We start from the raw sequence: 24,717 nt of genomic DNA on the forward strand, positions 1-24,717 counted from the left end.
CGACCATTCCGGTCTAATGCCTCCGGCATTGCTTTTGCCGGGTTCTCCGGCGCTTTTCCAAAGGTCGATCAAATGAGTGCAGAGCTTAGCCAACCTGTTCCGCGTCCGGGTATTCTGGATATCGCCGCTTATGTTCCGGGCAAGGAACATGTGGACGGCGTTGCGAAGGTTTATAAGCTCTCCTCCAATGAAACGCCGCTTGGGCCGAGCCCGAAGGCGATAGAGGCTTTCGGCGCAGCTGCCAGCCATCTGGAAATCTATCCGGACGGTCAGGCCATCGCGCTGCGTCAGGCGATTGCCGACGTGCACGGTCTCAACATCGCGAACATCATGTGCGGCAACGGTTCGGACGAGCTTCTCGGCCTGCTTTGCCACGTCTATCTGGGCGCGGGCGATGAGGCGATCATCACCGAACACGGTTTCCTCGTTTACAAGATCCAGATCATGGGCGCGGGTGCCACCCCGGTGACGGTGAAGGAAAAGGATTGTGCGGTGGATGTGGATGCGATCCTCGCCGCCGTGACGCCGAAGACGAAGATGGTTTTCGTCGCCAATCCGGGCAATCCCACCGGCACCTATGTTCCCGTGGCGGAAATCCGCCGCCTGCAGGCCGGCCTGCCGAAACATGTCGTGCTGGTGCTGGATGCGGCCTATGCCGAGTATGTCCGCAAGAACGACTACGAGGCCGGTCTCGAACTGGTCTCAGGCAACCGCAACGTGGTGATGACCCGCACCTTCTCCAAGGTATACGGCCTCGCCGCCCTGCGCGTCGGCTGGATGTATGGCCCTGCCGCTGTTATCGATGCACTGAACCGTGTGCGCGGTCCGTTCAATATGAGCGCGCCGGCTATCGCGGCGGGTGCTGCGGCAATCCGCGATCAGGCCTTCGTAGAGAAGGCCGTGGCGCATAACGCGCTGTGGATGGAAAAGCTGGTCACGACCTTTACCGGCCTTGGCCTCACCGTCACGCCTTCGGTCACCAACTTCATCCTCATCCATTTCCCGGATCAGGACGGCAGGCGCGCGGCGGATGCGGACGAGTTCCTGAGCCGCCGCGGTTACATTCTGCGTGCGGTACGTGGCTACGGTTTCCCGAATGCGCTGAGAATGACCGTCGGTTCGGAAGAGGCCAATCTCGGCGTCATCGCGGCCCTTACCGAGTTCATGGGGCAGGCGTGATGGCTGAGATCATGTTTGAACGCATCGCGCTGATCGGCATCGGCCTGATCGGCTCCTCGATTGCCCGCGATGTCAGGGAGCTGGGGCTTGCCCGCCATGTGACCATTTCCACCCGCAGCGAAGACACGCTGAAACGGGCGGAAGAACTGGCGCTTGGCACGGATTACACCGTTTCGGCGGCAGGCGCGGTAAAGGATGCCGATCTCGTCATCGTCTCGGTGCCGGTCGGAGCGTCGGAAAGCGTGGCGCAGCAGATCGCCCCGCATCTGAAGCCGGACGCCATCGTGACCGATGTCGGCTCCACCAAGGCCGCGGTCATCACGCAGATGGCGCCGCATATGCCTGACAATGTACATTTCATTCCCGGCCATCCGCTGGCGGGTACGGAAAAATCCGGCCCGGATGCCGGTTTTGCCGGTCTCTTCCGCGACCGCTGGTGCATCTTCACACCGCTGCCGGGCACGGATGCCGAGGCTCTGGAAAGGCTGAAGGATTTCTGGCGGGCGCTCGGTTCGCGCGTGGATGAGATGGATGCCGAACATCACGACAAGGTTCTGGCGATCGTGTCGCATCTGCCGCACATCATCGCTTACAATATCGTCGGCACGGCGGATGATCTGGAGACGGTGACCGAATCGGAAGTCATCAAATATTCCGCCTCCGGTTTCCGCGATTTCACCCGTCTCGCCGCCTCCGATCCCACCATGTGGCGCGATGTCTGCCTGCATAACAAGGATGCGATCCTCGAGATGCTGGCGCGTTTTTCCGAAGACCTCGCCTCGCTGCAAAGGGCGATCCGCTGGGGGGAGGGCGACAAGCTGTTCGAGCTGTTTTCCCGCACTCGCGCCATCCGCCGCTCTATCGTGCAGGCGGGCCAGGATGTCGACGCACCGGACTTCGGCCGTCACGCGCTGGACCAGAAGAAGTAGGCCTGCAAGGCAACGCGCGATTTGCTCTCTCCGTCATGCCGGACTAGATCCGGCATCCAGCCACGGCGCGTCTGCGCCGTGAGTAGACTCTTTTACGATCCAGGACCTGATCGCCACTCAGATCGGCGGAATTTTCCCAAGCGGAATAAAGCCGCTGACCGTGGCGCGGCCACGATCCACAACGAGATCGACGGATGCGCGGTCACCGCCGCCAGCGAGCGCGCCGAGCAGTTTGCGGGCCGTATCGATGGTGGACTGCAGCTGCGGGAAGACCTGCTTGGCATTGTCCGACCATGCACCGAGCTTTTCGATTTCCAGCTTGAACTGGCCGGAGAGATAGCCCTCATTGTCGAAGGAGAAGGGGCCGCTGATGCGCATGGTTCGGCCTTCGCCAATATCGGCCACCAGCCGGCGAAGCTCGCCGCTCGCGCCATAAAGGCCCGATCTGTCGCTGCCATCCACCATGCCCGCCTTGCCGGCAAGGGTGACATCGGCAATGGCGTTGAGGCGCGGCAGAAGCTGCGGCCAGTCCTTGATGACGGTCGCGGAGTCGGTGAGCGTGATGGCCCCGTCGAGATCGGCACCGTTCTGGCGCAGATGCATTTCCGTTTTGACCGCATCGAAATCGATGGTCTGGCCGGTGACCGAAGAAACCGCCTGCGCTTTCAGCCCGTCGATGACGAGCGAGCTGCGGTCGATGCCCTTCAGCTTGGTGACGATGCTGGACTGCATGTTCTGCCAGGCAGCCGAAATCGTCAGACCGTGGGCGGAACGGATTTCCGCGGGCGAATCGAGTTCCCAGACGATGTGGCCGGGATTGTAGACCTGCGCCGCCGAGCGAAGTTCGCCGAAGGAGGCGGAAACGCCGTTCTCCTTGTCATCCACCGTCACTTTGGAGCAGAAGAGGCCGATGCGGAAGGGATAACCCTTGAAGGCGATATCGCCGCATTCGCCGCTGACGCTGCGGGCCTGTGAGGGGGCAATGACGTTCAGAACCGTCTGCCTCAGCCTGTCGGCGGCGTAAAACCACCCGGCGGTATAAAGTCCGATGACCACGAGGATGGCGATGGCGAGCCAGAGGAATTTTTTGGCGGTGCCGGATTGGCTTGACGCTGCCATATTGATCTCCGATGAACAGACTTCAGACAATTTCGATTTGGCTTGGGATATGGACGATTTTTGGGTCTTTGGCTACGGTTCGTTGATGTGGAACCCCGGCTTCGCCTTTGAAGAGCGGCAGCAGGCGCGGCTGCACGGTTATCGGCGCTCGCTTTGTATCAGTTCCAACTTTTATAGAGGCACCGAAGAAAAGCCCGGTCTCGTTCTCGGCCTGGAGCGCGGCGGCTCCTGCCTTGGCGTCGCTTTCCGCGTGCGCGGACAGGACCGCGAGCCGGTCATGATCTATCTGCGCGAGCGCGAACTGGTGACGAATGTCTATAAGGAGCGGCTGGTCTCCATCGCGCTTTCCGATGGCAGACGCAGCAGCGCGGTGACCTATGTGGCCGATCCCGCGCATGAGCAATATATCGGCGGTCTCGGCGTTGCCGAATCGGCGACCATCGTCGCAGCCGCATCGGGCCGGTCCGGGCCGAATACGGATTATGTCTTCAACACCGTGCAGCATCTGCAGGAAATGGGCATTCGCGACTCCCTGCTGGAGAGCATCGCGAAAAATGTCGGTACGCTCGCCGCTCAGCCGGCCATGGTTTCCTTGCCCTGAAGTTCGGCGATCCGCTTCACGGCGGTCGGCGGCAGCGGCAAATGCGGGTTGTTGCGCACGGTTTCCAGCAGCAACTCGTCGCTCGCCTTTTCCGTCACGTCGATCAGGCGCTTGAAGAACACGTCGGGGTCCAGCCCCGGCTCGATGGCCGGCAGGATACGCACCTTGAAATGGCCGGGATAACGCATGGTGGAACGGCGCGGCCAGAAGAGGCCGGGATGCATGGCGACGGGAATGACCGGAACCTGCAGATCGCGGTAAAGCCTTGCGATGCCATAACGATATTCGGGCTCGGCGCCCGGCGGGCGGCGCGTGCCTTCGGGATAGATGATGAGCTCGCGACCGGCGGCCATTTCCTCTTTCGCCCGCTCCATCACCTTCAGCATCACCTTGCCGCGTGCGGCGCGGTTGACCGGGATCATACGCTGTTTCATCACGTACCAGCCGAACAGCGGAATCCACATCAACTCCCGTTTTAGAATGTAAACGGGGTCTGGCAGATTGGGGAGCAGCGCATAGGTATCCCAGAAGGATTGATGCTTAGGCGCGAAGATGCAGCCGGTCTCGGGAATGTTTTCCAGCCCCTCGATCTCGAAGGTGGTGCCGACGATGGTTTTCATCAGCCAGTGATTGGAGCGCGCCCAGTTCTTGGGAATTTCGAAGGCGATCTTGCGCGGCAGGATGAAATAGATCGGCGTCAGCACGATCATGCGGACAATCAGGTTGAGATAAAACAGCGTATTGAAAAGAAAAGAGCGCAGCTTGAGCATCAACAGCCTTCCCGGAGCGCAGCCGTTCCGAAGCCTTGGACAGGCCTCGATGCCGGATGCCGATGCCAGACGCCTACACGAAAACAAGGGGCCGCAGCAAGCGCGTTCTCGCCGGTCAGGAAGAAGCGCTTGTCGTCTTTATCCGGGAATGATCTGCGGCGGCCTTGCGCAGACCGTCGCCCTTGCCGAAGCCGGTGAGGTCGCGTCCCGCCGCCGCCACGAACTTCAGATATTCGTAAAGCATGGTTCTCACCACATCCGGCTCCACGAACCAGTTTGTGCGGGCGAGATCGGCGCTGATGACGGGATAGGCGATGAATTGCGTCTGCGGGCTGGCGCTGCGCAATTCATGCAGGCTGCGATGCATATGATAATTATTGGTGACGACGACGATGGAGGAGTAATTGTGGTCGCGTATCCAGCTTGCCGCCTCACTGGCGTTGCCAATCGTGTCTATCGCCTTGTAGCCCATATCCACGCAGCAGGAAAACATATCCGATGACCCCTGCGTCATCTTGCGGATTTGTGCGCGGGTGGTGGCGGGGTTGACGCCGGAAATCAGAAGCCGCTTGCCCACGCCGTCTCTCAGCAGGCCGACCGCCTGTTCGATACGCTGATAACCGCCAGTAAGCACGATGATGGCATCGCCTCTCGCTCCCTCCGGCGGACGCATGGAGGCGACGGAATCGGCAAACCAAAGGAAACCGCCGGAAAATGCGCCGAGCACAATGACGCAAAGCAGGATGAGGCCGCGAATAAAACGGCGCAGAGGACCGCGCCGCGACAACAGGCCCTTTCTGGCCGGTCGCGCTGTCGTCTGATCCTGGTCCATCCGACTCACAAACATTCCTCCTGAATACTCGCCGATTAAGGCAAGGAACAGGCATTTTTGTCCACCGTCTGCAGGTTACATCCGGCTTGTGACGGTTTCAGTTTTATCGCAGGATTCCGGGGGTGTTCTCACGATGCAAGGCCGTCGCTTTTCGATGGATCGGAGCGGACGCGGTCGATATCGTCGATGGTGCGGATGACGGTCACACGCGCCGTAATGGTGGTCAAAAGCGCGATGATGATCATCGTCATGGCAATGCCGAAATAGCCGCCGAGACCGACCGAAAATGAGCCGAAAAGCGCGCTCGCCTGATCGCTCTGCGGGGTGGCGACCGTGCTCGATTGCCAGAAACCGGCGACGAGGAAAACCGCCGCGGCCAGTGCGCTGCCCGCCGCCGCCCCCTTGAGGCTGATTTTCAGGAAGTGTTTCTGGAATTCGCGCGCCACGAAGCTGCTTTCCGCGCCGACGAAATGCAGAACCTCGACGATATGCCGGTTGCCGGAAAGCGCGCCGCGCGTCGCAAACACCACCGTCAGCACCATGGCGGTGAAGACGAGGATAAGAACGCCGACGCCGATCATGACAGTGGTTCTGGCCATGGAGACCAGCCTGTCGACCCAGGTGCGGTGGTCGTCCAGAAATGCCTGCGGAATCTCGGCCTTCAGCATGTCCCGCATCGCCTGGAAATCGGGCGGATTGTTTTCATCGATGGTGATGACGACGAGACGCGGCACCGGCAATTCGGAAAGATCGAGACCGCTGCCGAGCCACGGCTCCAGCAGGCGCGATGTCGCCGCATCGTCGAGGATGGTGCCATCCCGCGTGCCGACGAAGGTGAGCGCCAGGTTGCGCGCCTTGGAGAGCGCCGCATCCATGTCCAGCCCGTCCTCGGGCTTGATCTGGATGGTGATCTCACGGGAAATCTGGCTCTGCCAGGTGGCGGCGGTGGCGCGCACCATGGAGACGGCGCCGAGTGTCAGGCAGGCGAGAAAGGCCATGATGGCGATGACCACCATCAGCGCATTGCCCTGAATATTGGAGGGCGGCAGAATGGGCGCCATCGGGCGGATGCGCATGGGCGGGCGCTTCGGCTGCGCCGCTTCCGGCTTCAATTGTTTGCGGTTGATCTCATTCATAGATGTCGAGCCGCCCTTCGGTCAGGATCATCCGGCGCGCATCGATCTGGTCCATCAGGCCGAAATCATGGGTGGCGATGACGACGGCCGTGCCCAGCCGGTTGAGTTCCAGAAAAAGGTTGAGAAGGCGCTTGGCCATCGGCGGATCGACGTTGCCGGTCGGCTCGTCGGCAAGCAGGATTTCGGGTTGGTCCATCAGCGCGCGGGCAATGGCGGCGCGCTGCTTTTCCCCGCCGGAAAGAATGGCCGGCAGCACATTGATGCGCTCGCCGAGCCCCACCCACTTCAGAAGCTCGATCACATCGTTGCGATAGGCGCTCTCTTCCTTGCCGCGCACGCGCAGCGGCAGGGCGACGTTTTCATAGGTCGTCAGGTGATCGAGCAGCCGGAAATCCTGAAACACGATACCAACGCGGCGGCGCAGCATAGGCAACTCGCTGCGCGGAATACGCGATACATCGCGGTTGAACATGCGGATATTGCCGCGCGTCGGCTGCAGCGACATCAAAAGCAGGCGGAGCAGCGTCGTCTTGCCGGCACCCGACGGGCCGGTCAGAAACTGGAACGAACCTTTGGGGATATCGAAGGTCATGTCCCTCAGGATCTCGGGTCCCATGCCGTAACGCAACCCGACATTTTCGAAATGGATCAACGGACTTCCAGTCTCTTCGTTTCGTGGTGGTTCGCAAGCCGCTGGCGCGTGGGGTTCGGATGTCGGGGTTTAACCCGGATCCGGCAGCCTGTGCGAGCCGTTTTTGCGAAGCATTAACCAATTAAATTTAAAACTTGGCAGGATTCGTTGCAATGCCCAGTTTTGCGGGCCGGAAAACCTCACCCAAGGAATTCTATGGCTATGTTCCGTTCATCTCGCCGGCAAGCGGCATTCGATTTCGACCTCTTGATGCCGGAAACGCCGGTGCGCCGCACGGCGCGGGCGGCAAATCCCGACCGTGATGTGGTAGACGCGGAATTTGTCACCATCAAGGAAAACCGTGCGCGGCAACCCGGAAACGACAATCGTGGTGCTGCGCGCCGGCAGGCGGCAAAACCACCCGTCACCATCGGTGTGCTCGGCCTCGCATTCATCGGCTGGCTGGACCGCAGATTGTCCCGTCTTTCGGCTGATGCCTATTCGGCGCTGGTGGCGGGGCTCGCGATTTTCGTCTTCGTCTGCTCGGGCGGTCTTTCGGTGGTCGTGCCGGAAAAGCCGGCTGTTGCCGCTTCGGTGAACCCGCTCGCCATTTCCCATGTCACCGTGACCCCGATGGAGGCGGACGGCATGGATACTCTGCTCATCAATGGCATCGTCGAAAACAATGGCGGCAATCTTGAAGAGGTGCCGGCTCTCCGCGCCGATCTCTTCGCCGCCAAGGGACAGCTGGTGGCCAGCATGGTCATCGAACCGCCGGTGAAAGAGATGCAGCCCGGTTTCAGCCACGGTTTTTCTGCAAAGTTGCGCCATCCCGGTGGAAAAACGCCTGAGATCAAGCTTTCCTTCGTTGAGGCGGGTGCGTCCGAACGCTGACTGTGCTAACGCGTGGTCTTCGTATTTTTACTGAAAGGTAAAATCGACAAGGCGCAGCACAGGAGAAAGAATGCCCGTCGTCCGTGGAAAAAATATCGAGCCGCTTTATAGCGCCGAGCAGATCGCCGAGCGCAATCGCGATATGGCCAAGCACATCGCCAGCGGCCCGACCAAGGATTTGCTGGTCATTGCCGTGCTCAAGGGATCGTTCATTTTCGCAGCCGATCTTATCCGCGCGCTGCATGATAGCGGTCTTGCCCCTGAAGTCGAGTTCATCACGCTGTCGAGCTATGGCGCCGGCACGGTTTCCCAAGGCGTCAGGATCGTCAAGGATATCGACAGCGACGTGAAGGACCGCGATGTCCTCTTGATCGATGATATTCTCGAATCCGGCCGCACGCTGCGTTTCGCCAAGGAACTGCTCTACGAGCGTGGCGCCCGCAACGTCACCATCGCCGTGCTGCTGGACAAGAAGGTCAAGCGCAAGGAAGATCTGGAGGCCGATTATGTCGGTTTCGAATGTCCGGATTATTTCGTCGTGGGTTACGGCATGGATGTCGCTTATGCCTTCCGCGAGCTGCCCTTTGTCGGCGTCGTGACCGGCGACGCCTGAGCACTTTTGCCGTGCCGGAACGGCACAGCGCGGAGACGCCTCGTTAACCATTCACCCAGCGAAGGGCTGGGTGTTTACCTCTTGAAAAGAGGAGCCTGCGATGTTGCTCACGGCTGGAAATGATGCCCAGGAGCAATGAGTAATGGCGAAGATTCTGATTACCGAAGACGAGGATGCATTGCGGGCTTTCGTCGCTCGCGCGCTGCGTCTCGACGGTCACGAGACCCATGAGGCGGCGGATGGCGAGCAGGGGCTGGAAAAGCTTCAGGAAACCAGTTTCGATCTTCTTCTCTCGGATATCCGCATGCCGGTCATGGATGGCATCGAGCTGGCGCACCGCGCCGCCGAACGCTTCCCGGCGATGCGCATTTTGCTGATGACGGGTTATGCCGAACAGCGCGAACGGGCTGACGATCTTGCGGAGAAGATCGTTGATGTGGTTTCCAAACCCTTTGCGCTTCCGGATATCCGCAAGGCTGTGGCGCGGGCGCTTGCGGCCTGAGTGGTAAGGGCGCAGAGATTTAAAGGGCGGCCGTCGGGCCGCTTTTTTGTTGGTCAGCCCCCTGGCTCAGCGCAGTTCCCTACCTCCGTCATTCCGGCCTTGAGCCGGAATCCAGCCAGCCCAAGTCCTTGGTCTGAAAGAACTCTTTCCGCCGCGCAGACGCGCGTCTGTTGGATGCCGGATCAAGTCCGGCATGACGGAAACTTTAGCTTCTGAAACAGGATGTAACGAGGCGCACCATTACCTGTGCGAACCCTCACTGTATATCCAGCAACCGCTCCAGATACCGCCGCTCGATTTCACCGGGCGGATTGTTGCCGAGCTTTTCGCGGATCGCCTCGAGGATTTCGCGGGCGCGCTGCACGTCGATTTCATCCGGCACCTTCACCTGATCGCCGAAATCCGGCCCGGTGGTGCTGCGCGGACGGCCAAGCGGATCACGGCCGTTCTGACCGCCCTGGCCCGCCATGCCTTCCTGACCCTGTCCCGGCTGTTGGCCCTGCTGGCGCATGGCCTGCATGATCTGGCCCATCATGTCCTGCGCGCCCTGGCGCAGCGCATTCAGCGCATTGCCCTGACCTTCGACAGCCTGCTCGCCCTGGCCCTTGCCCAGCGCCTCGCCGGCGCCTTGCATTTCCTGCTGCGCCTTGCCGAAGTTTTCGCCCGGTTCCATGCCGAGATCGCGAAGGCCCTGTTGCAATTCGCCGAGCTGCTTGCCGAGCGCATCCTGCTGCGCCCGCAGGTTTTTCAGCGCCTCGCGCAATTGTTCGGCGGTCATCTGGTCGCTCGGCTGCCCGCCCTGCTGGCCATTTTCGCCCTGTTGACCCTGCTGCCCCTCTTGCGGCGGCTGGCCGTTTTCGCCCATCTGCTGGTCTTCGTTTTCGCCGCCCTGCTGCGGGTCGCCGCGCTGCATGCGGTCGCGCAGCGCCTGATCCAGCTTGAAGGTCTCGTCCATGAGCTTTTGTTGCTGCTGCAGGATTTCGCCCAGCTTGTCGATCTGCTGGCGCATCTTGCTGCTTTGCTGCTGTCCCTGCTGGCCCTGACGCTGCGGGCGGCCCGCCTGCAGATTGTTCATCATGCGCTGCAGCTGCGAGAGCATTTCCTGCGCCGCGTCGCGATTGCCGGAACGGGCGAGGTTCTCGATCTGGTTCATCATGTTTTCCAGATCGCGCTGGCGCAATACGTTCTGTGCTTGGCTGTTCATGTTGGCCTGCGGCGCATTCTGCATGCGCTGCGCAAGCTCGCTCATGAACTGCTGCATGGCCTCGCGCAGTTCCTGCATCAGCTTGGCGATTTCCTCGTCGGACGCATTGCGCTGAAGCGCGTCGGAAAGCGCAGTCTGTGCATCGCGCAGGCGTCTTTCGGCCTGCGAAAGATCGCCGTCCTCGATGCCGAGCGCGATCTCCCAGAGGTAATCGGCCGTGTCCTTCAGCATTTCCTCATTATAGGCGAGGCGCATGCGGGTCTGCGCCGATTGCAGCAGGAGATAATGCGTCGTGTTGGGAATGGTCTCTTCCGGGCGCAGGCCCACCGCCTCGTTATAGGCAATCGCCTTCGGCATCTGGCGCGTATCGAGCGAGAATATCTGCCGCTGCTCGGCAATGGAGGCTGCGAGCGGTTCGGAGAAATTGCGGCCTGGCAGCACCATTTCATGCGCGGGGCTGCGGCCGGTCTGGCCAGCGCCGTCAGTCGCCACAAGCGTGATGCGCACGCGTTTTCCCGCCATCGGATGTTCGGTCAGGTTGCGGCTGGTCAGGCCCTTGATCTCGCGATTGTTCTGCCGCGGCAGATCGAGCTTGAATTCCGGTGGCGGATAAAGCGCGGTCGCACCTTCCGCAACGCCAATCGGCTCGATGATGGCATGGGCTTCCTTCAGCCCATAATCGTCCTTGGCGGTAAAGCCTATTTCCAGCGCGCCATTGACGGCGCGTCGCGGCATGTTGTCGAAGGCGATGCTGGGCGGCTGGTCGGGGATGACGTTGAACACCCATTGTTCGCCATTCGCGGTAATCATGCCGCTTTCGGTAACATCCATGGCGAAGGTGCGCGGCGCGACGGGCTGATCCGCCGAACCAACCGGCGCTTGAACGGCGATATCGCCGCTTGCGCTATCGGCACGCGCCGCTTCCGGCGAAAGCTTTTGCAGCGCGCCTGCCATTTCCGGTTCGAACGTCACCTCCTCGCCGCCATCGCCGCCGGTCATGCGGATCGTCAGCCTGGAGGATTGCGGCACGGAAACCGTATCGCGGTTGGTTGCATCGCGTCCGGTCAGGAAAATCGGTGCGCGGCCGGTATAGGATGGCGGCGTGACCCAGGCATCGAGACGGATATCGGGATTGAGCGGACCGACGGCCGGCTGGCTGCGGAAGGCATCGGCAATCGTGCCCGCGCCGTTGGAATAGGAAAAACCGAAGGCGGCTGCCAGAAGAAGGGCGGGAACGGCGCGCAACGCCAGGCGGTCATAACGGGCGATATCGGGTTTCGGCAGGCCGGCATTCAGTGCGGCGATGCGCTCCGCCATGCGGATCTGGTGTTCTTTCCACAGCGTTCGGGAAAAGGGCGTATCGAAGGCCGGTTCGTCCTCCTGCACGCCAACCGGCTGGTGTGCGAGACCGTTGCGGTCTTCAAGCAGGCGGGATGCATCGTGGTCCGTCGGCCATTTTAGCCGCAGGATTGGCAGGAGAGTGGCGATGAAGGAGAAGACGAGCACGAAGACAACGCCGAGCCGCAGGAAATCCGGCATCTGCCGGTAGAGGCCGAACCAGCCAAGCGCCAGAAACACGGCGGCGATGGAGAGCGGCCAGAGCGTTTTCGGCGCAATTTTTTCCGAAAGCAGGACGATTTTCGCGAAGAAGCGCTTGGCGGCAACCCGGCGGGCAAGGTCCGGCCGCTGCGCGAATGCGCCGGTCGGGCGCTTTCTGCCTGTCCTGTCCTCTCCGGCTGTGGTCATCAATCCGTTCTCCCGGTTCTGGCCACGTCGAACGCCATTCCCGGAACGGCGCGCTGTTTATATCACGGGAGCAAGGATAACATTCTTTGTGGCGAAGACGAGGGCGCCCAGGCCCTCACCCCCATTTTTTAGGCAGCTTCGCTTGATTGTGATCGGCGAACCGGTGCTGCAAGCGAGATCAATCGAGCCAGGCGGGCACGGAATCGAGCGCGATCAGCTCTTCATAGGTGCCGCGCGGACGGATGACGTGGAACTGGTCATCCTTCACCAGCACTTCCGGCACCAGCAGGCGCGAGTTGTAGGTGCCGGCCTGCACCGCGCCATAAGCACCTGCGGAACTGACGGCGATCAGATCGCCCGGCTGTGGTGCGGCCATCTCCCGGTCCAGCGCCAGATAATCGCCGGTCTCGCAAACCGGGCCGACGATATCGGCCTTGATGCGCGGCGTATTCTCTGCCGGCTGCACCACAGGGCGGATGCCGTGATAGGCCTCATAAAGCGTCGGGCGGATGAGGTCGTTCATCGCGCCGTCGACGATCACGAAGGTCTTTTCGCCGCCGTCCTTCACATAGATCACTTCCGTCACCAGAATGCCGGCATTGCCGACGATCAGGCGGCCCGGCTCGGTCACGATCTTGCAGTTGAGGCTCTTCAGCTCGTTCTTGACGATATGGGCATAGGCATCCGGCAGCGGCGGCGGATTATTGTCATCGCGATAGGGAATGCCGAGACCGCCGCCAATATCGACGTGGCTGATCGTGTGGCCGTCGGTGCGCAGCGCCTCGACAAGTTCGCGCAGCAGCCGGAAGGCATCCTCGAAAGGCTGCAATTCGGTGATCTGGCTGCCGATATGCATGTCGATGCCGGTGACTTCGATGCCGGGCAGGGTGGCGGCATGGGCATAGACCGCCCGCGCCCGTTCATAGGAAATGCCGAACTTGTTCTCTTTCTTGCCGGTGGAAATCTTGGCGTGGGTGCGCGCATCCACATCCGGATTGATGCGGAAGGAGACATGCGCCCGCTTGCCCGCTTTCATGGCGCGCAGGTTGAGGACTTCCAGTTCCGGCTCGGATTCGATGTTGAAACAGTAGATGCCGGCTTCCAGCGCATAATCCATTTCCGCCACCGTCTTGCCGACGCCGGAAAACATGATGCGGCTTGCCGGAACGCCGGCTGCGAGTGCACGGCGCAATTCGCCGCCCGAGACGACGTCGATGCCGGCGCCGAGCTTTGCCAGCGTCTTCAAAACGGCCTGGTTGGAATTGGCCTTCATGGCGTAACAGACCATGGCGTCCACATCGGCAAAGGCGCTGGAAAACACCTTGTAGTGGCGCTCCAGCGTCGCAGTTGAATAGACGTAGAATGGCGTACCGACCGCCTTGGCGATCTCAGGCACGGGCACGTTTTCGGCGTGCAGCACGCCGTCGATATAGCCAAAATGGTTCACAGGCTTTTATCCGTCAGAGAAGCTTGTCGAGAATGAACGGCCGTTCCGCTGTCGCCGGCTTCGTCTCCGTTCCGTCGGCATTGCGCTTGTTGCGCATTTCGACCGGCGTGCTCGGCGGGTCGATGTCGCCCTTACGCCCGCAGGCGCTGAGAGCAAGGCTGACGGCGAGCGTCATGCCGATGGGAACGATGAGTTTACGCGCGGTTTTTGAAAGCATGAGCCTGTCCAAAGGAAATATGTGCCTCTCTGATAACGAAAAACAGGGCGCTTGTGCACCCTGTTTCTTGTGATCGCAGCGTAACGCGATTTTATCAGTTGCGTCCGCGCCACCAGGCGATCTGCTTCTTCACTTCCGAAGGGGCCGTGCCGCCGAAGCTCACGCGGCTGGCGACCGATGCCTCGACGGACAGAACGTCGAAAACACCCTTGGTGATGCCGGGGTGGATGGCCTGCAATTCCTCAAGCGAAAGATCGGCGAGATCGCAGCCCTTCTTTTCCGCCAGCGCCACGGCATTGCCGGTCACATGGTGGGCATCACGGAAGGGCAGGCCCGCTTCGCGCACCAGCCAGTCGGCAAGATCGGTGGCGGTGGAATAGCCCGAACCGGCGGCGGCGCGCATGCGGTCCTTGCGCACTTCAAGGTCGCGGATCATGCCGGTCATGGCGGCAATCGCCAGTTCCAGGCTCTCGGCGGCGTCGAAAACCTGTTCCTTGTCTTCCTGCATGTCCTTGGAATAGGCGAGCGGCAGGCCCTTCATGACCGTCAGGAGGGCGATCAGCGAGCCGTTGATGCGGCCGGTCTTGGCGCGTACCAGTTCGGCGGCGTCGGGGTTCTTCTTCTGCGGCATGATCGAGGAGCCGGTGGAGAAGGCATCCGACAGGCGGATGAAGCCGAATTGCGGCGTCGACCAGATGACGATTTCTTCGGCGAGGCGCGACAGATGCGTGGCGCAGATTGAGGCGATCGACAGGAATTCCAGCGCGAAATCGCGGTCGGAGACGGTGTCGATGGAATTGCGGGTAGGCTCGCGGAAACCGAGCGCCTTGGCCGTCATATGACGGTCGATGGGATAACCGGTGCCGGCAAGGGCAGCCGCGCCGATCGGGCTTTCGTCCATATGTTCGATGGCGTGGCGCACGCGGGCGCGGTCACGGCCGAACATTTCCACATAGGCCATGCAATGATGGCCGAAGGTGACGGGCTGGGCGGTTTGCAGATGGGTGAAGCCCGGCATCACCGTGTCGGCATTTTCTTCGGCGCGATCGAGGAAGGCGGCGATGAGGGCGGTCAGCATACCCTCGGTCTTCTGCAGTTCTTCCTTGACCCACAGGCGGAAATCAAGCGCCACCTGGTCGTTGCGCGAGCGGGCGGTGTGCAGGCGACCAGCGGCGGGGCCGATCAGCGTTGCAAGCCGCGCCTCGATGTTCATGTGAATGTCTTCGAGCTTGCGCGAGAATTCGAAGCTGCCGGCTTTGATCTCTGACAGGATCGTGTTCAGGCCGTGAGTGATCTTGTCTTTATCTTCCTGCGAAATAATGCCTTTTTCCGCCAGCATGGCGGCATGCGCCATAGAGCCGCGGATATCCTGGGCGTAAAGCTTCTTGTCGAAGCCGATGGAGGCATTTATCTCTTCCATGATCGCAGATGGCCCGGAAGCGAAACGCCCGCCCCACATCTGGTTGGAGGATTTCTGATCTGTGCCGTCAGCCATGTTCGCAGTGCCCTGGAGTATTCGATGACAGAAAAAAGGCCGTTCAGGCTTCCTTCCGCCAAGTTGGTTGCAATTGCTGCCGTTGCCGGTGTCTTAAGCGGCGCGGGCGCGGTCTGGTTCAGGCATATTGGGTCTGAGAGCCCGGTTCAAGGGGCAGCGGTGACTGACGCCGGTTTATGTGAGGGGGCGGCGAACCGCATCGCCTCGCTGAAGCCGTTTCTGAAGGGGCAGGTGGCGGCCATGTCGGCCACGGACACGCCGCGTATCATTCCTCTCTCCTTCAAGGGGCCGCAGGCGCAGGACATGACGCTTGCCGATCTCAAGGGCAAGGCGGTTCTTCTCAACCTCTGGGCCACATGGTGCGTACCCTGTCGCGAAGAGATGCCGGCGCTGAACGCGCTTGAAAAGGAAAAGGGCGGTAACGCTTTCGAGGTCGTGGCCGTCAATATCGATACCGGCGCGGATGAAAAACCGAAAGCCTTCATGGATGAATACAAGATCGATGCCCTGAAGCACTACCGCGACAGTTCCATGGGCGTCTTCAACGTTCTGAAAAAGGAAGGTCTCGCTTTCGGCCTGCCGGCAACCCTGCTGCTGGATGAAAACGGCTGCCTGCTTGCGGCCATGAACGGCCCGGCGGCGTGGGACAGCGAGGATGCCAAGGCGCTGGTGACAGCCGCGACTGGAAAATGATGCCGGCGGCTGGATATTGAGGGCTGTGGGCCCGCAACCGCCTTCAAAGCGGGGCCTTTCCAGCGGACGGGCATGTACAGACAAGCCCGTGCCCGCCTCGTATAATGATCCTCGCTTCCGCCATGAAGGGGTGCCGATATGGAGTTGCTTATTCCCCGGCTTGGTCTTGCCCTCGCCATCGGCCTGCTTGTCGGTCTTGAGCGCGGCTGGCGGGAACGCGATGCGCCGGCGGGCAGCCGTACCGCCGGGATCAGGACCTATGGCATTGCCGGTCTGCTGGGTGGCGTCTTCGGCATATTGGCCGCCGAGCAGAACGGTGCCTTCGCCTTCGCGGCCGGTTTTCTGGGTTTCGCATTCAGTTTTTCATGGTTCAAGCTGCGCGAGGCGCGCCACGACAATGATTTCAGTGTCACTGGCGTGGTGGCGGCGCTCTGCGTCTTTGCCCTCGGCGGGCTTGCGGTAACGGCGCAATATCAGGCGGCGGCGGCTGGTGGTGCTGCCCTTGCGGCATTGCTCGCTGGCAGGGAAGTCCTCCACCGCCTGCTGAAACGGCTGACATGGATCGAACTGCGCTCCGCGCTGGTGCTTGCGGTGATGACCGCCGTCGGTCTGTCGATCCTTCCGAACCGGACAATCGATCCGTGGGGTGGCTTCAACCCTTGGGAAATATGGCTGTTCACCGTGCTCAGCGCCACGATTTCCTATTGCGGTTATATTGCCGTGCGCCTCCTCGGCTCAACCCGTGGCCTGCTGGTGACCGGGCTGGCGGGAGCCCTCGTTTCATCGACCGCCGTAACCGCCAGCTTTGGGCAGAAGGCGAAAAGCGGTGAAAACGTGTGGCCTCTCGCCGGTGTAGCGGCGCTGGCCGCGGCCGTATCGCTGCTCCGGGTCCTCGTTATCGTTCTTGCCCTTTCGCTGACGACATTTTCCCTTATCGCACCGGCAGTACTGGCCGCTGCACTTGTTCTCGGGTTGAGCGGCGCTGGCCTGATAAGGCTGCAGGACACGCAGTCCGGACAGGAAATCGACGCAAAGAACCCGTTCGAACTGGTGCCGCTTGCCATTTTCGCCGCCCTCTTTGCCGCGACGAGAACGCTGAATGCCGTTCTTCTCGTCTGGATCGGCACGGGCGGCTTCATCGCCCTCACGGCCTTGTCGGCCATATTCGATGCCGACGTCGCCGTTCTCAGTGCGTTGCGAACCAGCGCACAGAATCTGTCGCCGGATATCGTGGCGAGCGCGATCCTCGCTGCACTCGCCGCCAACGCGGTAGGGCGCGTATTCGTCGCCGCCGTTTCCGGAACGCTCGTTTATTGCGGGTTGCTCACGGCTGCATCCGTCGTCGCCGCCGGCGTCGGAGCGATCATTTACCTGCTCGTTGCCTGAGGGTTCAGGTGAAGGGGATCAGCGCGTCGGAACCGGCGTTTCTCCGCGATAGTCGTAGAATCCGCGGCCGGATTTGCGGCCGAGCCAGCCGGCCTCGACATATTTGACCAGCAGCGGGCAGGGGCGATACTTGCTGTCGGAGAGGCCGTCATGCAGCACCTGCATGATCGACAAACAGGTGTCGAGACCGATGAAATCGGCAAGCTGCAGCGGTCCCATCGGGTGGTTGGCGCCGAGCCGCATGGCGGTGTCGATGGCTTCCACCGAGCCGACGCCTTCATAAAGCGTATAGATCGCCTCGTTGATCATCGGCAGCAGGATGCGGTTGACGATGAAGGCCGGGAAATCCTCGGCAACGGTGATCGCCTTTTCCAGCGTCCGCACATAATCCTTCGCCGCGTCGAAGGTCTTTTCATTGGTGGCGATGCCGCGCACCAGTTCCACCAGCTTCATGACCGGCACCGGATTCATGAAATGGATGCCCATGAACTGTTCGGGACGGTCGGTGGCGGATGCAAGCCGGGTGATGGAGAGCGACGACGTATTGGTAGCGAGCAGCGCCTCGGGCTTCAGGATCGGGCAGACCTGCGCATAAATCTTGCGCTTGATCTCCTCGTTTTCCGTTGCGGCCTCGATGACGAGGTCCATGGCCGCCAGATCGTTGATGTCGGTCGAACCGCTGATCAGCGCCAGCGCCTGCTTGCGGGCGTCGTCGGAAAGCTTGCCGTTGGTGACCTGGCGGGCGAGATTGCCGTTGATCGTGGCAAGACCGGCCTCGATGCCCTCCTTGGAAAGATCGTAGATATGGACCTTGTAGCCGGCGATGGCGGAGACATGCGCAATGCCGCATCCCATTTGACCGGCTCCAATGACACCGATGTTCTTAAAGGGGGCGGTCATAGGCTGGTCTCCTCTCAGGGATTTTGTCTGCGTTATTGCCGGCGATGTTACGCATATCGCCGAAAAAGAGAAGGCGGCGCGTTTAAAAAACGCGCCGCCTTCAATTTATGCTTAAATTACAGCGATTTTTCGAGTTCGGGCAGCGCCTCGAAGAGATCTGCGACGAGGCCGTAGTCGGCCACCTGGAAGATCGGCGCTTCCTCGTCCTTGTTGATGGCGACGATGACCTTCGAATCCTTCATGCCGGCCAGATGCTGGATGGCGCCCGAGATGCCTGCGGCGATGTAAAGCTGCGGCGCAACCACCTTGCCGGTCTGGCCCACCTGCCAGTCGTTCGGCGCATAACCGGCATCGACGGCCGCACGGCTGGCGCCGACGGCGGCACCCAGCTTGTCCGCGACGGGAAGGATGACTTCCTTGAACTTCTCCGACGAACCGAGCGCGCGGCCACCCGAGATGATGATCTTGGCGGATGTCAGTTCCGGACGGTCGGACGACGCCAGGGCATCGGAAACGAAGCTGGAAAGGCCCGGGTTTGCGGCCGCGCCGATGGTTTCGACTGCTGCCGAACCGCCTTCGGCTGCGGCTGCAAAGGCGGTCGGACGCACGGTGATGACCTTCTTCGCATCGGTCGCCTGCACCGTCTGGATGGCGTTGCCGGCATAGATGGGTCGCTTGAAGGTATCAGCGCTGACGACCTCGATGATTTCCGAGACCTGCGCCACATCGAGAAGGGCCGCAACGCGCGGCGTCACGTTCTTGGCCGAGGCGGTCGCCGGGGCGATGATGACGTCATAGGAAGGCGCGAGCGAGACGATCAGCGCCGCCAGCGGCTCTGCCAGCGCATTGGCATAGGAGGCGTCGTCGGCGAGCAGCACCTTGGATACGCCGGAGAGTTTCGCTGCTGCGTCAGCTGCACCCTTTGCACCGGAACCGGCGACCAGCACATGGACATCGCCGCCGATCTGGGTTGCCGCCGTCAGCGTTTTGCCCGTCAGGTCGGAAAGGGTTGCGTTGTCGTGTTCTGCCAGAAGAAGAATGGCCATGAGAATATCTCCCTTTTCCGAAACCTTAGAGGACGCCGTCGGCTTTGAGCTTTTCGACCAGCTCGGCAACCGAGCCGACCTTGATGCCGGCCTTGCGGCCTGCCGGCTCTTCGGTCTTCAGCACCTTCAGGCGCGGTGAAACGTCGACGCCGAAATCGGCCGGAGCCTTCTTGTCGAGCGGCTTCTTCTTCGCCTTCATGATGTTCGGCAGCGACGCATAACGCGGCTCGTTGAGACGAAGATCGGTGGTGACCACGGCGGGAAGCTTCAGCTCGACCGTCTGCAGACCGCCATCGACTTCACGGGTGACTGCGACCTTGCCGTCGGACGGTACGACCTTGGAGGCGAAGGTGCCCTGACCCCAGCCGAGAAGGGCGGCCAGCATCTGGCCGGTCTGGTTCGAATCGTCGTCGATTGCCTGTTTGCCGACGATCACGAGGCCGGGTTGTTCGGCTTCCGCCACGCCCTTCAAAAGCTTGGCGACGGCCAGCGGCTCGACCGTCTCGTCGGTCTCGATCAGGATGGCGCGGTCCGCACCCATGGCGAGCGCGGTGCGCAGAGTTTCTTCCGCCTTGGCCGGGCCGATGGAGACCACCACAACCTCTTCGGCCTTACCGGCTTCCTTCAGGCGCAACGCCTCTTCCACCGAGATTTCGTCGAACGGGTTCATCGACATCTTAACATTGGCCAGCTCAACGCCTGAACCATCCGACTTCACGCGGATCTTCACGTTGTAATCGACGACTCGTTTGACGGGGACAAGAATCTTCATCGGCGGCTTTCCTCAAACTCCTGTCCGCTTTGGCCAGTTGACCGCGCGGACCTCCAAAAACAGGTTGGCGACATGGATAAGCATTTTTCCCGCAATTACAACGGAGCAATCTTCATTATCGCATGCACGCAAGGCATATCTTACGTTGACGTTCACGTAAATACTCTATCTCTTTCGCAAGAGCTCATCTGCTCCCGTCATAGCCCCGTTCGATTTGCGACAACCCCGCCGTTTGCGACGGATTCTTGAACTGTGCCGCCCTCGGCGGAACAATGGTGCGGTCAAACAGGGGAACGCCCCGCCTGCGCATGAAAATCACCATGACTGTGCCCGCCATGATGCCACCCACATGCGCGCCCCAGGAAACGTTTTCCTCGAGCCCGAGCGCCAGCATCAGGAACTGCTGGCCGATCCACAGCGCCAGCGGAATGAAGGCGGGCAAAGGAAGCGGAATGCGCATGAGAACCAGCACCCAGACGCGCACCCTGGGATGCAGCAGGAAATAGGCCGCGACGACGCCGGAAACCGCACCCGAAGCGCCGATCAGCGGTCCCTCCGAGGTGGGGGCGACGAAACCGTGAAACAGCGCGCCGGCGATGGCGCAGGCGATATAGAAGATCAGGAAACGCAAATGGCCGAGCGCATCCTCGACATTGTCGCCGAAGACCCAGAGAAACAGCATGTTGCCGGCCAGATGCCAGAAATCGAGATGCAGGAAAGCATAGGTGACAACGGTCAGGTCATCGGGCACGACCTGCAGGGCGGGTTCCAGATAGGCGTAATCGAACACCACCGCCGGAATGAAACCGAGGCCGAGGGCTGCCGCATTGGCCTCAGTATCGCTGGCAAGCACCCCGGTAAACAGCCAGACCAGCACATTGACCACGATCAGGCCGATGGTGACATATTGCAGCCGGATATGTTTGAGGGAATTCGCATCGTGCAGCGGTATGAACATCGAACGCCCTTTGGTTGCGTCATTGAAACGCTTTAGCGGTTCTTGCCGGGAACCCACAATATATCGGCCTTGCCCGCATCATTTGCGAAACGGGCGGCGACGAACAGGAAGTCGGAGAGACGGTTGGCATATTTCAGCGCCGCCGGGCTGACGATCTCATTCTCAGTGACGGAAAGTTCCACCATCAGTCTTTCCGCGCGCCGGCAGACGGTGCGCGCCATATGCAGGCTGGCCGCCGCAGCACTGCCGCCCGGCAGCACGAAAGAGGTCAGCGGTTCAAGGACGGCATTGAGATCGTCGATTTCGTTTTCCAGCCGCGTGACCTGGCTTTCGACGATGCGCAGCGGCTCGTAGGAAAGCGGTTCGCCGCTTTCCGGCGTGGCGAGATCGGCGCCGAGATCGAAAAGATCGTTCTGAATACGGAAGAGCATCGCATCCAGCTTTTCCATCTCGCCCGTATGCAGCCGCGCGACGCCGATGGCCGAATTGGTTTCGTCCACCGTGCCATAGGCCTCGACGCGAAGATCGTGCTTCAGGCGGCGCGTGCCAGAAACCAGCGCCGTGGTGCCCTTGTCGCCGGTACGGGTGTAGATCTTGTTCAGCCTCACCATGTCAGCGGCCGCCGCCGGTGAGCCAGAGGGTGAACATGATCAGCACAATCGCCACAGCCTGCAAAAGCAGGCGAAGTTGCATCAGCTTGTTGGAGCGGTTGGCGTCCTGCCCCTTCAGCATGTTGAAGAGGCCGCGTATCAGCACGATGACGACGAGGCCCATGACGATAAGGGCGAGAACGGTGGTGAAGCCGGACATGCGGTATTACTCCTCCTCAATCGAATCTGCGCAGCAGACGATAGAAAAGTCCGGCAGGCAAGAGCCGTTTCAGCACAAGCCCCTGTTTGGCCGGCACGGTAACGGGATAATGCGGTTTCGGCCTTTTGGCGGTCAGGGCATGTTTCAACACGGCATAAACGGCGTCCGGGCCGAGCTTGTGGCGGTTGACGGGGCCGGAACCATCCATGCGCGCCAGCTGGCGTTTATATTCCGCCGCATGGGCCGAATTTTCGAGATCGATGTGCTCGTTGATATGGGCAAGCGCCGTCGCGGTGAATTTGGAGGTGATCGGCCCCGGTTCGATCAGGCTGACATGGATGCCGCTGCCCTGAAGCTCCATGCGCAGCGTGACGCCCAGCCCCTCGAGGGCGAATTTCGAGGCGGTGTAAGCGCCGCGATAACGGTAGGGAACGAGACCGAGGATGGAGGAGCAATGCACGATGCGCCCCGCACCCCGGGCGCGCATGAAGGGAATGACCCGCCGCGTCAGATCGTGCCAGCCGAAGACATTGGTTTCGAACTGCGCCCGCAACGCTTCGACAGGCAAATCCTCCACCGCGCCCGGCTGACCATAGGCGCCGTTGTTGAACAGCGCATCGATGCGGCCGCCGGTCCGGGCTGCGACGGTGTCCACCAGCGCGGCGATGGTTTCCGGCTTGGTATAGTCCATGATCAGGGTCTCGATGCCCTGGTTTTCAAGCGCCGCCATGTCGGCGATGCGGCGCACGGTGGCGAAAACCCGCCAGCCGTCCCGGTGGAGCGCGCCGGCGCAATGGGCGCCGATGCCCGAGGAACATCCGGTGATGATGATGACGGGTTTTTCAGACATGTGCCGCTCCGGGAAACCGACTGTTGCTCTGGCCCGATTGCCCGGCCCGTTAAAATCCTATCGCGCGAAATCCGTGCCCTTCTGGAACCGAAAGACCAGCTTGCGCGCTGTACAAAGCGAAGCTGATTTCCCATATTCGGCTCGAAGTTACAAATGAAATGCCGATGAATGGAGGTGACATGGTTGCCGCAGTGCGCCTGGCAGGCAAGGTTGCCTTCGATGCCTATTCCCATTTCGCCGAGGATGACGGCTGGGCGATGGCGAGCCATATGGCGCTGTCCATCCTGCTGGCCCTGTTTCCGTTCCTGATCTTCGGCACGGCTCTCGCCGGTTTTCTGGGGGCCGACCAGTTTTCCGAAACGGCGGTGCATCTGATTTTCGACACCTGGCCGGAGGCGATTGCCGGGCCGCTGGCGGCGCAGGTGCAGCAGGTGCTGACGATTCCGCGCGGCGGGCTGCTGACGATTTCGGTGCTGGCGGCCGCCTATTTTGCGTCCAATGGTGTGGAGGCGCTGCGCATTTCATTGAACCGTGCCTATCGTGTCACCGAAACGCGCTGGTGGTATGTCACCCGCCTGCTCAGCCTGCTTTATGTGCTGATCGCCGTCGTGGTCTTTGCCGGCATCAGCATCGTGCTGGTTGCCGTGCCGGTCGCCACATCTTTTGCCGAGCAGCGGTTCCCGTGGCTGACGGATGTGCTGAACACCATCTCCAGCCTCGGTCTTTACGGCACCATCGTGGTGCTGACGGCGGGGCTGGTGGCGGCGCATCTGTGGCTTCCGGCCGGCAAGCGCCGCATCTGGGATGTCTGGCCTGGCATTCTCCTGACCATGATCTTCTGGGTCATCGGGGCCGCGATCTTCGCCTATTATCTCTCCACCTTCGCTAATTATGCCGCCACCTATGCCGGTCTCGCCTCGGTGATGGTGGTGCTGGTGTTTCTTTATATGGTCGGCGTCATCTTCATGCTGGGGGCTGAGGTGAATGCCGCGCTGATGAAATACAAGGTCCGGCAGATCATCCGCCGCAATATCGGCGGCAACAGCGCGCGTCGCGAGCAGGTTCTAGAGGAGCCCGACAAGCCGGCGGATATCTGAGGGCGCAGCACCTTCCGAACGAAGGGCGGAAAGCCCGGTGCTGCCTTCGCTTTTCGAGAGCTTGCGCCCGTCCGCGCCCAAGATCAGCCGGTGATGGTGATAGGCCGGTTGCGGCAGGTCCAGCAGGTGTTGCAACAGCCGGTGAATGGCGGTGGCGTGATAGAGATCCATGCCGCGCACCACATGGGTTATGCCCTGCAGCGCATCGTCTACCACAACGGAAAGATGATAGCTCGAAGGCGCGTCGGAACGCGACAGCACCACATCGCCCCAAAACGCGGGCAGGGCCTCGATCTGCCCCGTCTCGCCATCGCCGCTTTCCTGCCAGAACAGGGAGCTACCGGCGGCGCGGATTGCTTTTCCCATGTCGAGCCGCCAGGCATGCGGACGGCCGGAGGCGAGCAGTGCATCCCGCTCCGCCTTTGGCCTCTCCCGGTCGATGGCTGGATAAAGCGGCGCGCCATCGGGATCGCGGGGCCAGATCCCGCCCTCCGCCTCGAAAGTACGAACGATTGCTCTGGTTTCTCCACGGCTCAGAAAAGCAGGGTAAGCAAGTCCTGCCTCGATCAGACTTTCCAGCGCCACACGGTACTCTTCGAAATGCTCCGATTGCCGCCGCGCAGGTTTTTCCCAGTCGAGACCCAGCCAGCCAAGATCGTCATAAATTGCCTGTTCCAGCTCCGGGGTGCAGCGTGTCTGGTCGATATCCTCGATGCGCAGCAGAAAGCGGCCGTCATTTTCCCGCGCCATATCGTGGTTCAGGAAGGCGGAAAGCGCGTGGCCGAGATGCAGCAGGCCATTGGGGCTTGGTGCGAAACGGTAAACCGGTTTTTGACGGAGAGGCGAAGGCATGGTTTCTTCTGCCATGTTTTAAAGCACCCCGCCAGCGG

The 24,717-nt window shown here is 61.1% G+C and carries 26 protein-coding genes; 9 read left to right on the forward strand and 17 right to left on the reverse strand.

The features are described 5' to 3' along the window. Positions 1-72 precede the first annotated feature (72 nt). Both hisC and EM858_RS01865 read left to right on the forward strand, forming a co-directional pair. Positions 73-1,179, forward strand: a complete 1,107-nt coding sequence (gene hisC, locus EM858_RS01860; protein WP_127755616.1) for a histidinol-phosphate transaminase — start codon at positions 73-75, stop codon at positions 1,177-1,179. After that, the gene (locus tag EM858_RS01865) at positions 1,179-2,108 is read left to right on the forward strand and encodes a prephenate/arogenate dehydrogenase family protein (protein WP_127755617.1); all 930 of its coding nucleotides are present in this window, start codon (positions 1,179-1,181) and stop codon (positions 2,106-2,108) included. Before hisC ends, EM858_RS01865 begins: the two co-directional genes overlap by 1 nt. A gap of 117 nt (positions 2,109-2,225) precedes the next feature. On the opposite strand, the gene EM858_RS01870 is transcribed toward EM858_RS01865, so the two are convergent. After that, entirely contained in the window at positions 2,226-3,227 is a 1,002-nt protein-coding gene (locus tag EM858_RS01870; RefSeq protein WP_127755618.1) for a DUF2125 domain-containing protein, read from the reverse strand. Between the two features lie 49 nt (positions 3,228-3,276). Here EM858_RS01870 and EM858_RS01875 point away from each other — a divergent pair, with 49 nt between their 5' ends. Then, positions 3,277-3,828, forward strand: a complete 552-nt coding sequence (locus EM858_RS01875; protein ID WP_127755619.1) for a gamma-glutamylcyclotransferase — start codon at positions 3,277-3,279, stop codon at positions 3,826-3,828. Here the strand turns inward: EM858_RS01875 and EM858_RS01880 are convergent. From EM858_RS01880 to ftsE, 4 genes are all read right to left on the reverse strand, one after another. Further along, positions 3,801-4,598, reverse strand: a complete 798-nt coding sequence (locus EM858_RS01880; RefSeq protein WP_127755620.1) for a 1-acyl-sn-glycerol-3-phosphate acyltransferase — start codon at positions 4,596-4,598, stop codon at positions 3,801-3,803. The two genes, EM858_RS01875 and EM858_RS01880, sit on opposite strands and share 28 nt — an antisense overlap. A gap of 115 nt (positions 4,599-4,713) precedes the next feature. Then, positions 4,714-5,430, reverse strand: coding sequence for a YdcF family protein (locus tag EM858_RS01885; RefSeq protein WP_164865301.1), 717 nt, complete (start codon positions 5,428-5,430; stop codon positions 4,714-4,716). 128 nt (positions 5,431-5,558) lie between these two features. Beyond that, a complete protein-coding gene (locus EM858_RS01890; protein ID WP_020808964.1) occupies positions 5,559-6,566 on the reverse strand; it encodes an ABC transporter permease in 1,008 nt (335 codons plus the stop codon). Further along, complete coding sequence (gene ftsE / locus EM858_RS01895) at positions 6,559-7,218, reverse strand: cell division ATP-binding protein FtsE (protein WP_003497447.1); 660 nt, start codon at positions 7,216-7,218, stop codon at positions 6,559-6,561. Before ftsE ends, EM858_RS01890 begins: the two co-directional genes overlap by 8 nt. A gap of 201 nt (positions 7,219-7,419) precedes the next feature. Between ftsE and EM858_RS01900 the strand changes: the two genes are divergently transcribed. The 3 genes from EM858_RS01900 to EM858_RS01910 all read left to right on the forward strand — a co-directional run bounded on the left by EM858_RS01900 (position 7,420) and on the right by EM858_RS01910 (position 9,206). Further along, positions 7,420-8,091 carry a hypothetical protein gene (locus EM858_RS01900; protein ID WP_080819345.1) on the forward strand — a complete coding sequence of 224 codons (672 nt, stop codon included), beginning with the start codon at positions 7,420-7,422 and terminating at the stop codon, positions 8,089-8,091. Positions 8,092-8,161: 70 nt separating this feature from the next. Further along, the gene (hpt, locus tag EM858_RS01905; protein ID WP_077985217.1) at positions 8,162-8,704 is read left to right on the forward strand and encodes a hypoxanthine phosphoribosyltransferase; all 543 of its coding nucleotides are present in this window, start codon (positions 8,162-8,164) and stop codon (positions 8,702-8,704) included. A 142-nt stretch (positions 8,705-8,846) separates the two neighbouring features. Continuing rightward, positions 8,847-9,206, forward strand: coding sequence for a response regulator (locus tag EM858_RS01910; protein ID WP_003497441.1), 360 nt, complete (start codon positions 8,847-8,849; stop codon positions 9,204-9,206). A gap of 256 nt (positions 9,207-9,462) precedes the next feature. On the opposite strand, the gene EM858_RS01915 is transcribed toward EM858_RS01910, so the two are convergent. The 4 genes from EM858_RS01915 to argH form a co-directional block, all read right to left on the reverse strand. Next, positions 9,463-12,156 carry a TIGR02302 family protein gene (locus EM858_RS01915; RefSeq protein ID WP_127755622.1) on the reverse strand — a complete coding sequence of 898 codons (2,694 nt, stop codon included), beginning with the start codon at positions 12,154-12,156 and terminating at the stop codon, positions 9,463-9,465. Positions 12,157-12,334: 178 nt separating this feature from the next. Next, positions 12,335-13,603, reverse strand: a complete 1,269-nt coding sequence (lysA, locus tag EM858_RS01920) for a diaminopimelate decarboxylase (RefSeq protein WP_127755623.1) — start codon at positions 13,601-13,603, stop codon at positions 12,335-12,337. A 13-nt stretch (positions 13,604-13,616) separates the two neighbouring features. Continuing rightward, positions 13,617-13,820 carry a lipoprotein gene (locus tag EM858_RS01925; RefSeq protein WP_020809890.1) on the reverse strand — a complete coding sequence of 68 codons (204 nt, stop codon included), beginning with the start codon at positions 13,818-13,820 and terminating at the stop codon, positions 13,617-13,619. A 94-nt stretch (positions 13,821-13,914) separates the two neighbouring features. Beyond that, complete coding sequence (gene argH, locus EM858_RS01930) at positions 13,915-15,315, reverse strand: argininosuccinate lyase (RefSeq protein WP_127755625.1); 1,401 nt, start codon at positions 15,313-15,315, stop codon at positions 13,915-13,917. 24 nt (positions 15,316-15,339) lie between these two features. Between argH and EM858_RS01935 the strand changes: the two genes are divergently transcribed. Together EM858_RS01935 and EM858_RS01940 are read left to right on the forward strand one after the other, a co-directional pair. Then, entirely contained in the window at positions 15,340-16,008 is a 669-nt protein-coding gene (locus tag EM858_RS01935; protein WP_080819340.1) for a TlpA disulfide reductase family protein, read from the forward strand. Between the two features lie 138 nt (positions 16,009-16,146). Next, the gene (locus EM858_RS01940) at positions 16,147-17,394 is read left to right on the forward strand and encodes an MgtC/SapB family protein (RefSeq protein ID WP_127755626.1); all 1,248 of its coding nucleotides are present in this window, start codon (positions 16,147-16,149) and stop codon (positions 17,392-17,394) included. An 18-nt stretch (positions 17,395-17,412) separates the two neighbouring features. On the opposite strand, the gene EM858_RS01945 is transcribed toward EM858_RS01940, so the two are convergent. From EM858_RS01945 to EM858_RS01975, 7 genes are all read right to left on the reverse strand, one after another. Continuing rightward, positions 17,413-18,294: a 3-hydroxybutyryl-CoA dehydrogenase gene (locus EM858_RS01945; protein WP_003523331.1), complete on the reverse strand. Its 882-nt coding sequence runs from the start codon at positions 18,292-18,294 to the stop codon at positions 17,413-17,415. Positions 18,295-18,410: 116 nt separating this feature from the next. Beyond that, complete coding sequence (locus EM858_RS01950) at positions 18,411-19,340, reverse strand: electron transfer flavoprotein subunit alpha/FixB family protein (protein WP_127755627.1); 930 nt, start codon at positions 19,338-19,340, stop codon at positions 18,411-18,413. A 25-nt stretch (positions 19,341-19,365) separates the two neighbouring features. Next, positions 19,366-20,112 carry an electron transfer flavoprotein subunit beta/FixA family protein gene (locus tag EM858_RS01955; protein WP_003520827.1) on the reverse strand — a complete coding sequence of 249 codons (747 nt, stop codon included), beginning with the start codon at positions 20,110-20,112 and terminating at the stop codon, positions 19,366-19,368. 184 nt (positions 20,113-20,296) lie between these two features. Beyond that, positions 20,297-21,070 (reverse strand): rhomboid family intramembrane serine protease, encoded by a 774-nt coding sequence (locus EM858_RS01960; RefSeq protein WP_127755628.1) that lies wholly within the window; start codon positions 21,068-21,070, stop codon positions 20,297-20,299. A 32-nt stretch (positions 21,071-21,102) separates the two neighbouring features. Then, complete coding sequence (locus EM858_RS01965) at positions 21,103-21,681, reverse strand: cob(I)yrinic acid a,c-diamide adenosyltransferase (protein WP_127755629.1); 579 nt, start codon at positions 21,679-21,681, stop codon at positions 21,103-21,105. Position 21,682: 1 nt separating this feature from the next. After that, on the reverse strand, positions 21,683-21,880 hold the full coding sequence (locus EM858_RS01970; protein ID WP_003520830.1) for a twin transmembrane helix small protein: 198 nt from the start codon (positions 21,878-21,880) through the stop codon (positions 21,683-21,685). A gap of 16 nt (positions 21,881-21,896) precedes the next feature. Beyond that, entirely contained in the window at positions 21,897-22,730 is an 834-nt protein-coding gene (locus EM858_RS01975; protein ID WP_125144909.1) for an SDR family oxidoreductase, read from the reverse strand. A 179-nt stretch (positions 22,731-22,909) separates the two neighbouring features. Between EM858_RS01975 and EM858_RS01980 the strand changes: the two genes are divergently transcribed. After that, positions 22,910-23,827, forward strand: a complete 918-nt coding sequence (locus EM858_RS01980) for a YihY/virulence factor BrkB family protein (protein ID WP_080820975.1) — start codon at positions 22,910-22,912, stop codon at positions 23,825-23,827. Here EM858_RS01980 and gluQRS read toward each other — a convergent pair. After that, a complete protein-coding gene (gene gluQRS, locus EM858_RS01985; RefSeq protein ID WP_127755630.1) occupies positions 23,795-24,694 on the reverse strand; it encodes a tRNA glutamyl-Q(34) synthetase GluQRS in 900 nt (299 codons plus the stop codon). The two genes, EM858_RS01980 and gluQRS, sit on opposite strands and share 33 nt — an antisense overlap. Between the last annotated feature and the right edge of the window lie 23 nt (positions 24,695-24,717).

The sequence above is a fragment of the Agrobacterium sp. CNPSo 2736 genome, from assembly GCF_004005385.1.
Lineage (GTDB): Bacteria > Pseudomonadota > Alphaproteobacteria > Rhizobiales > Rhizobiaceae > Agrobacterium > Agrobacterium leguminum.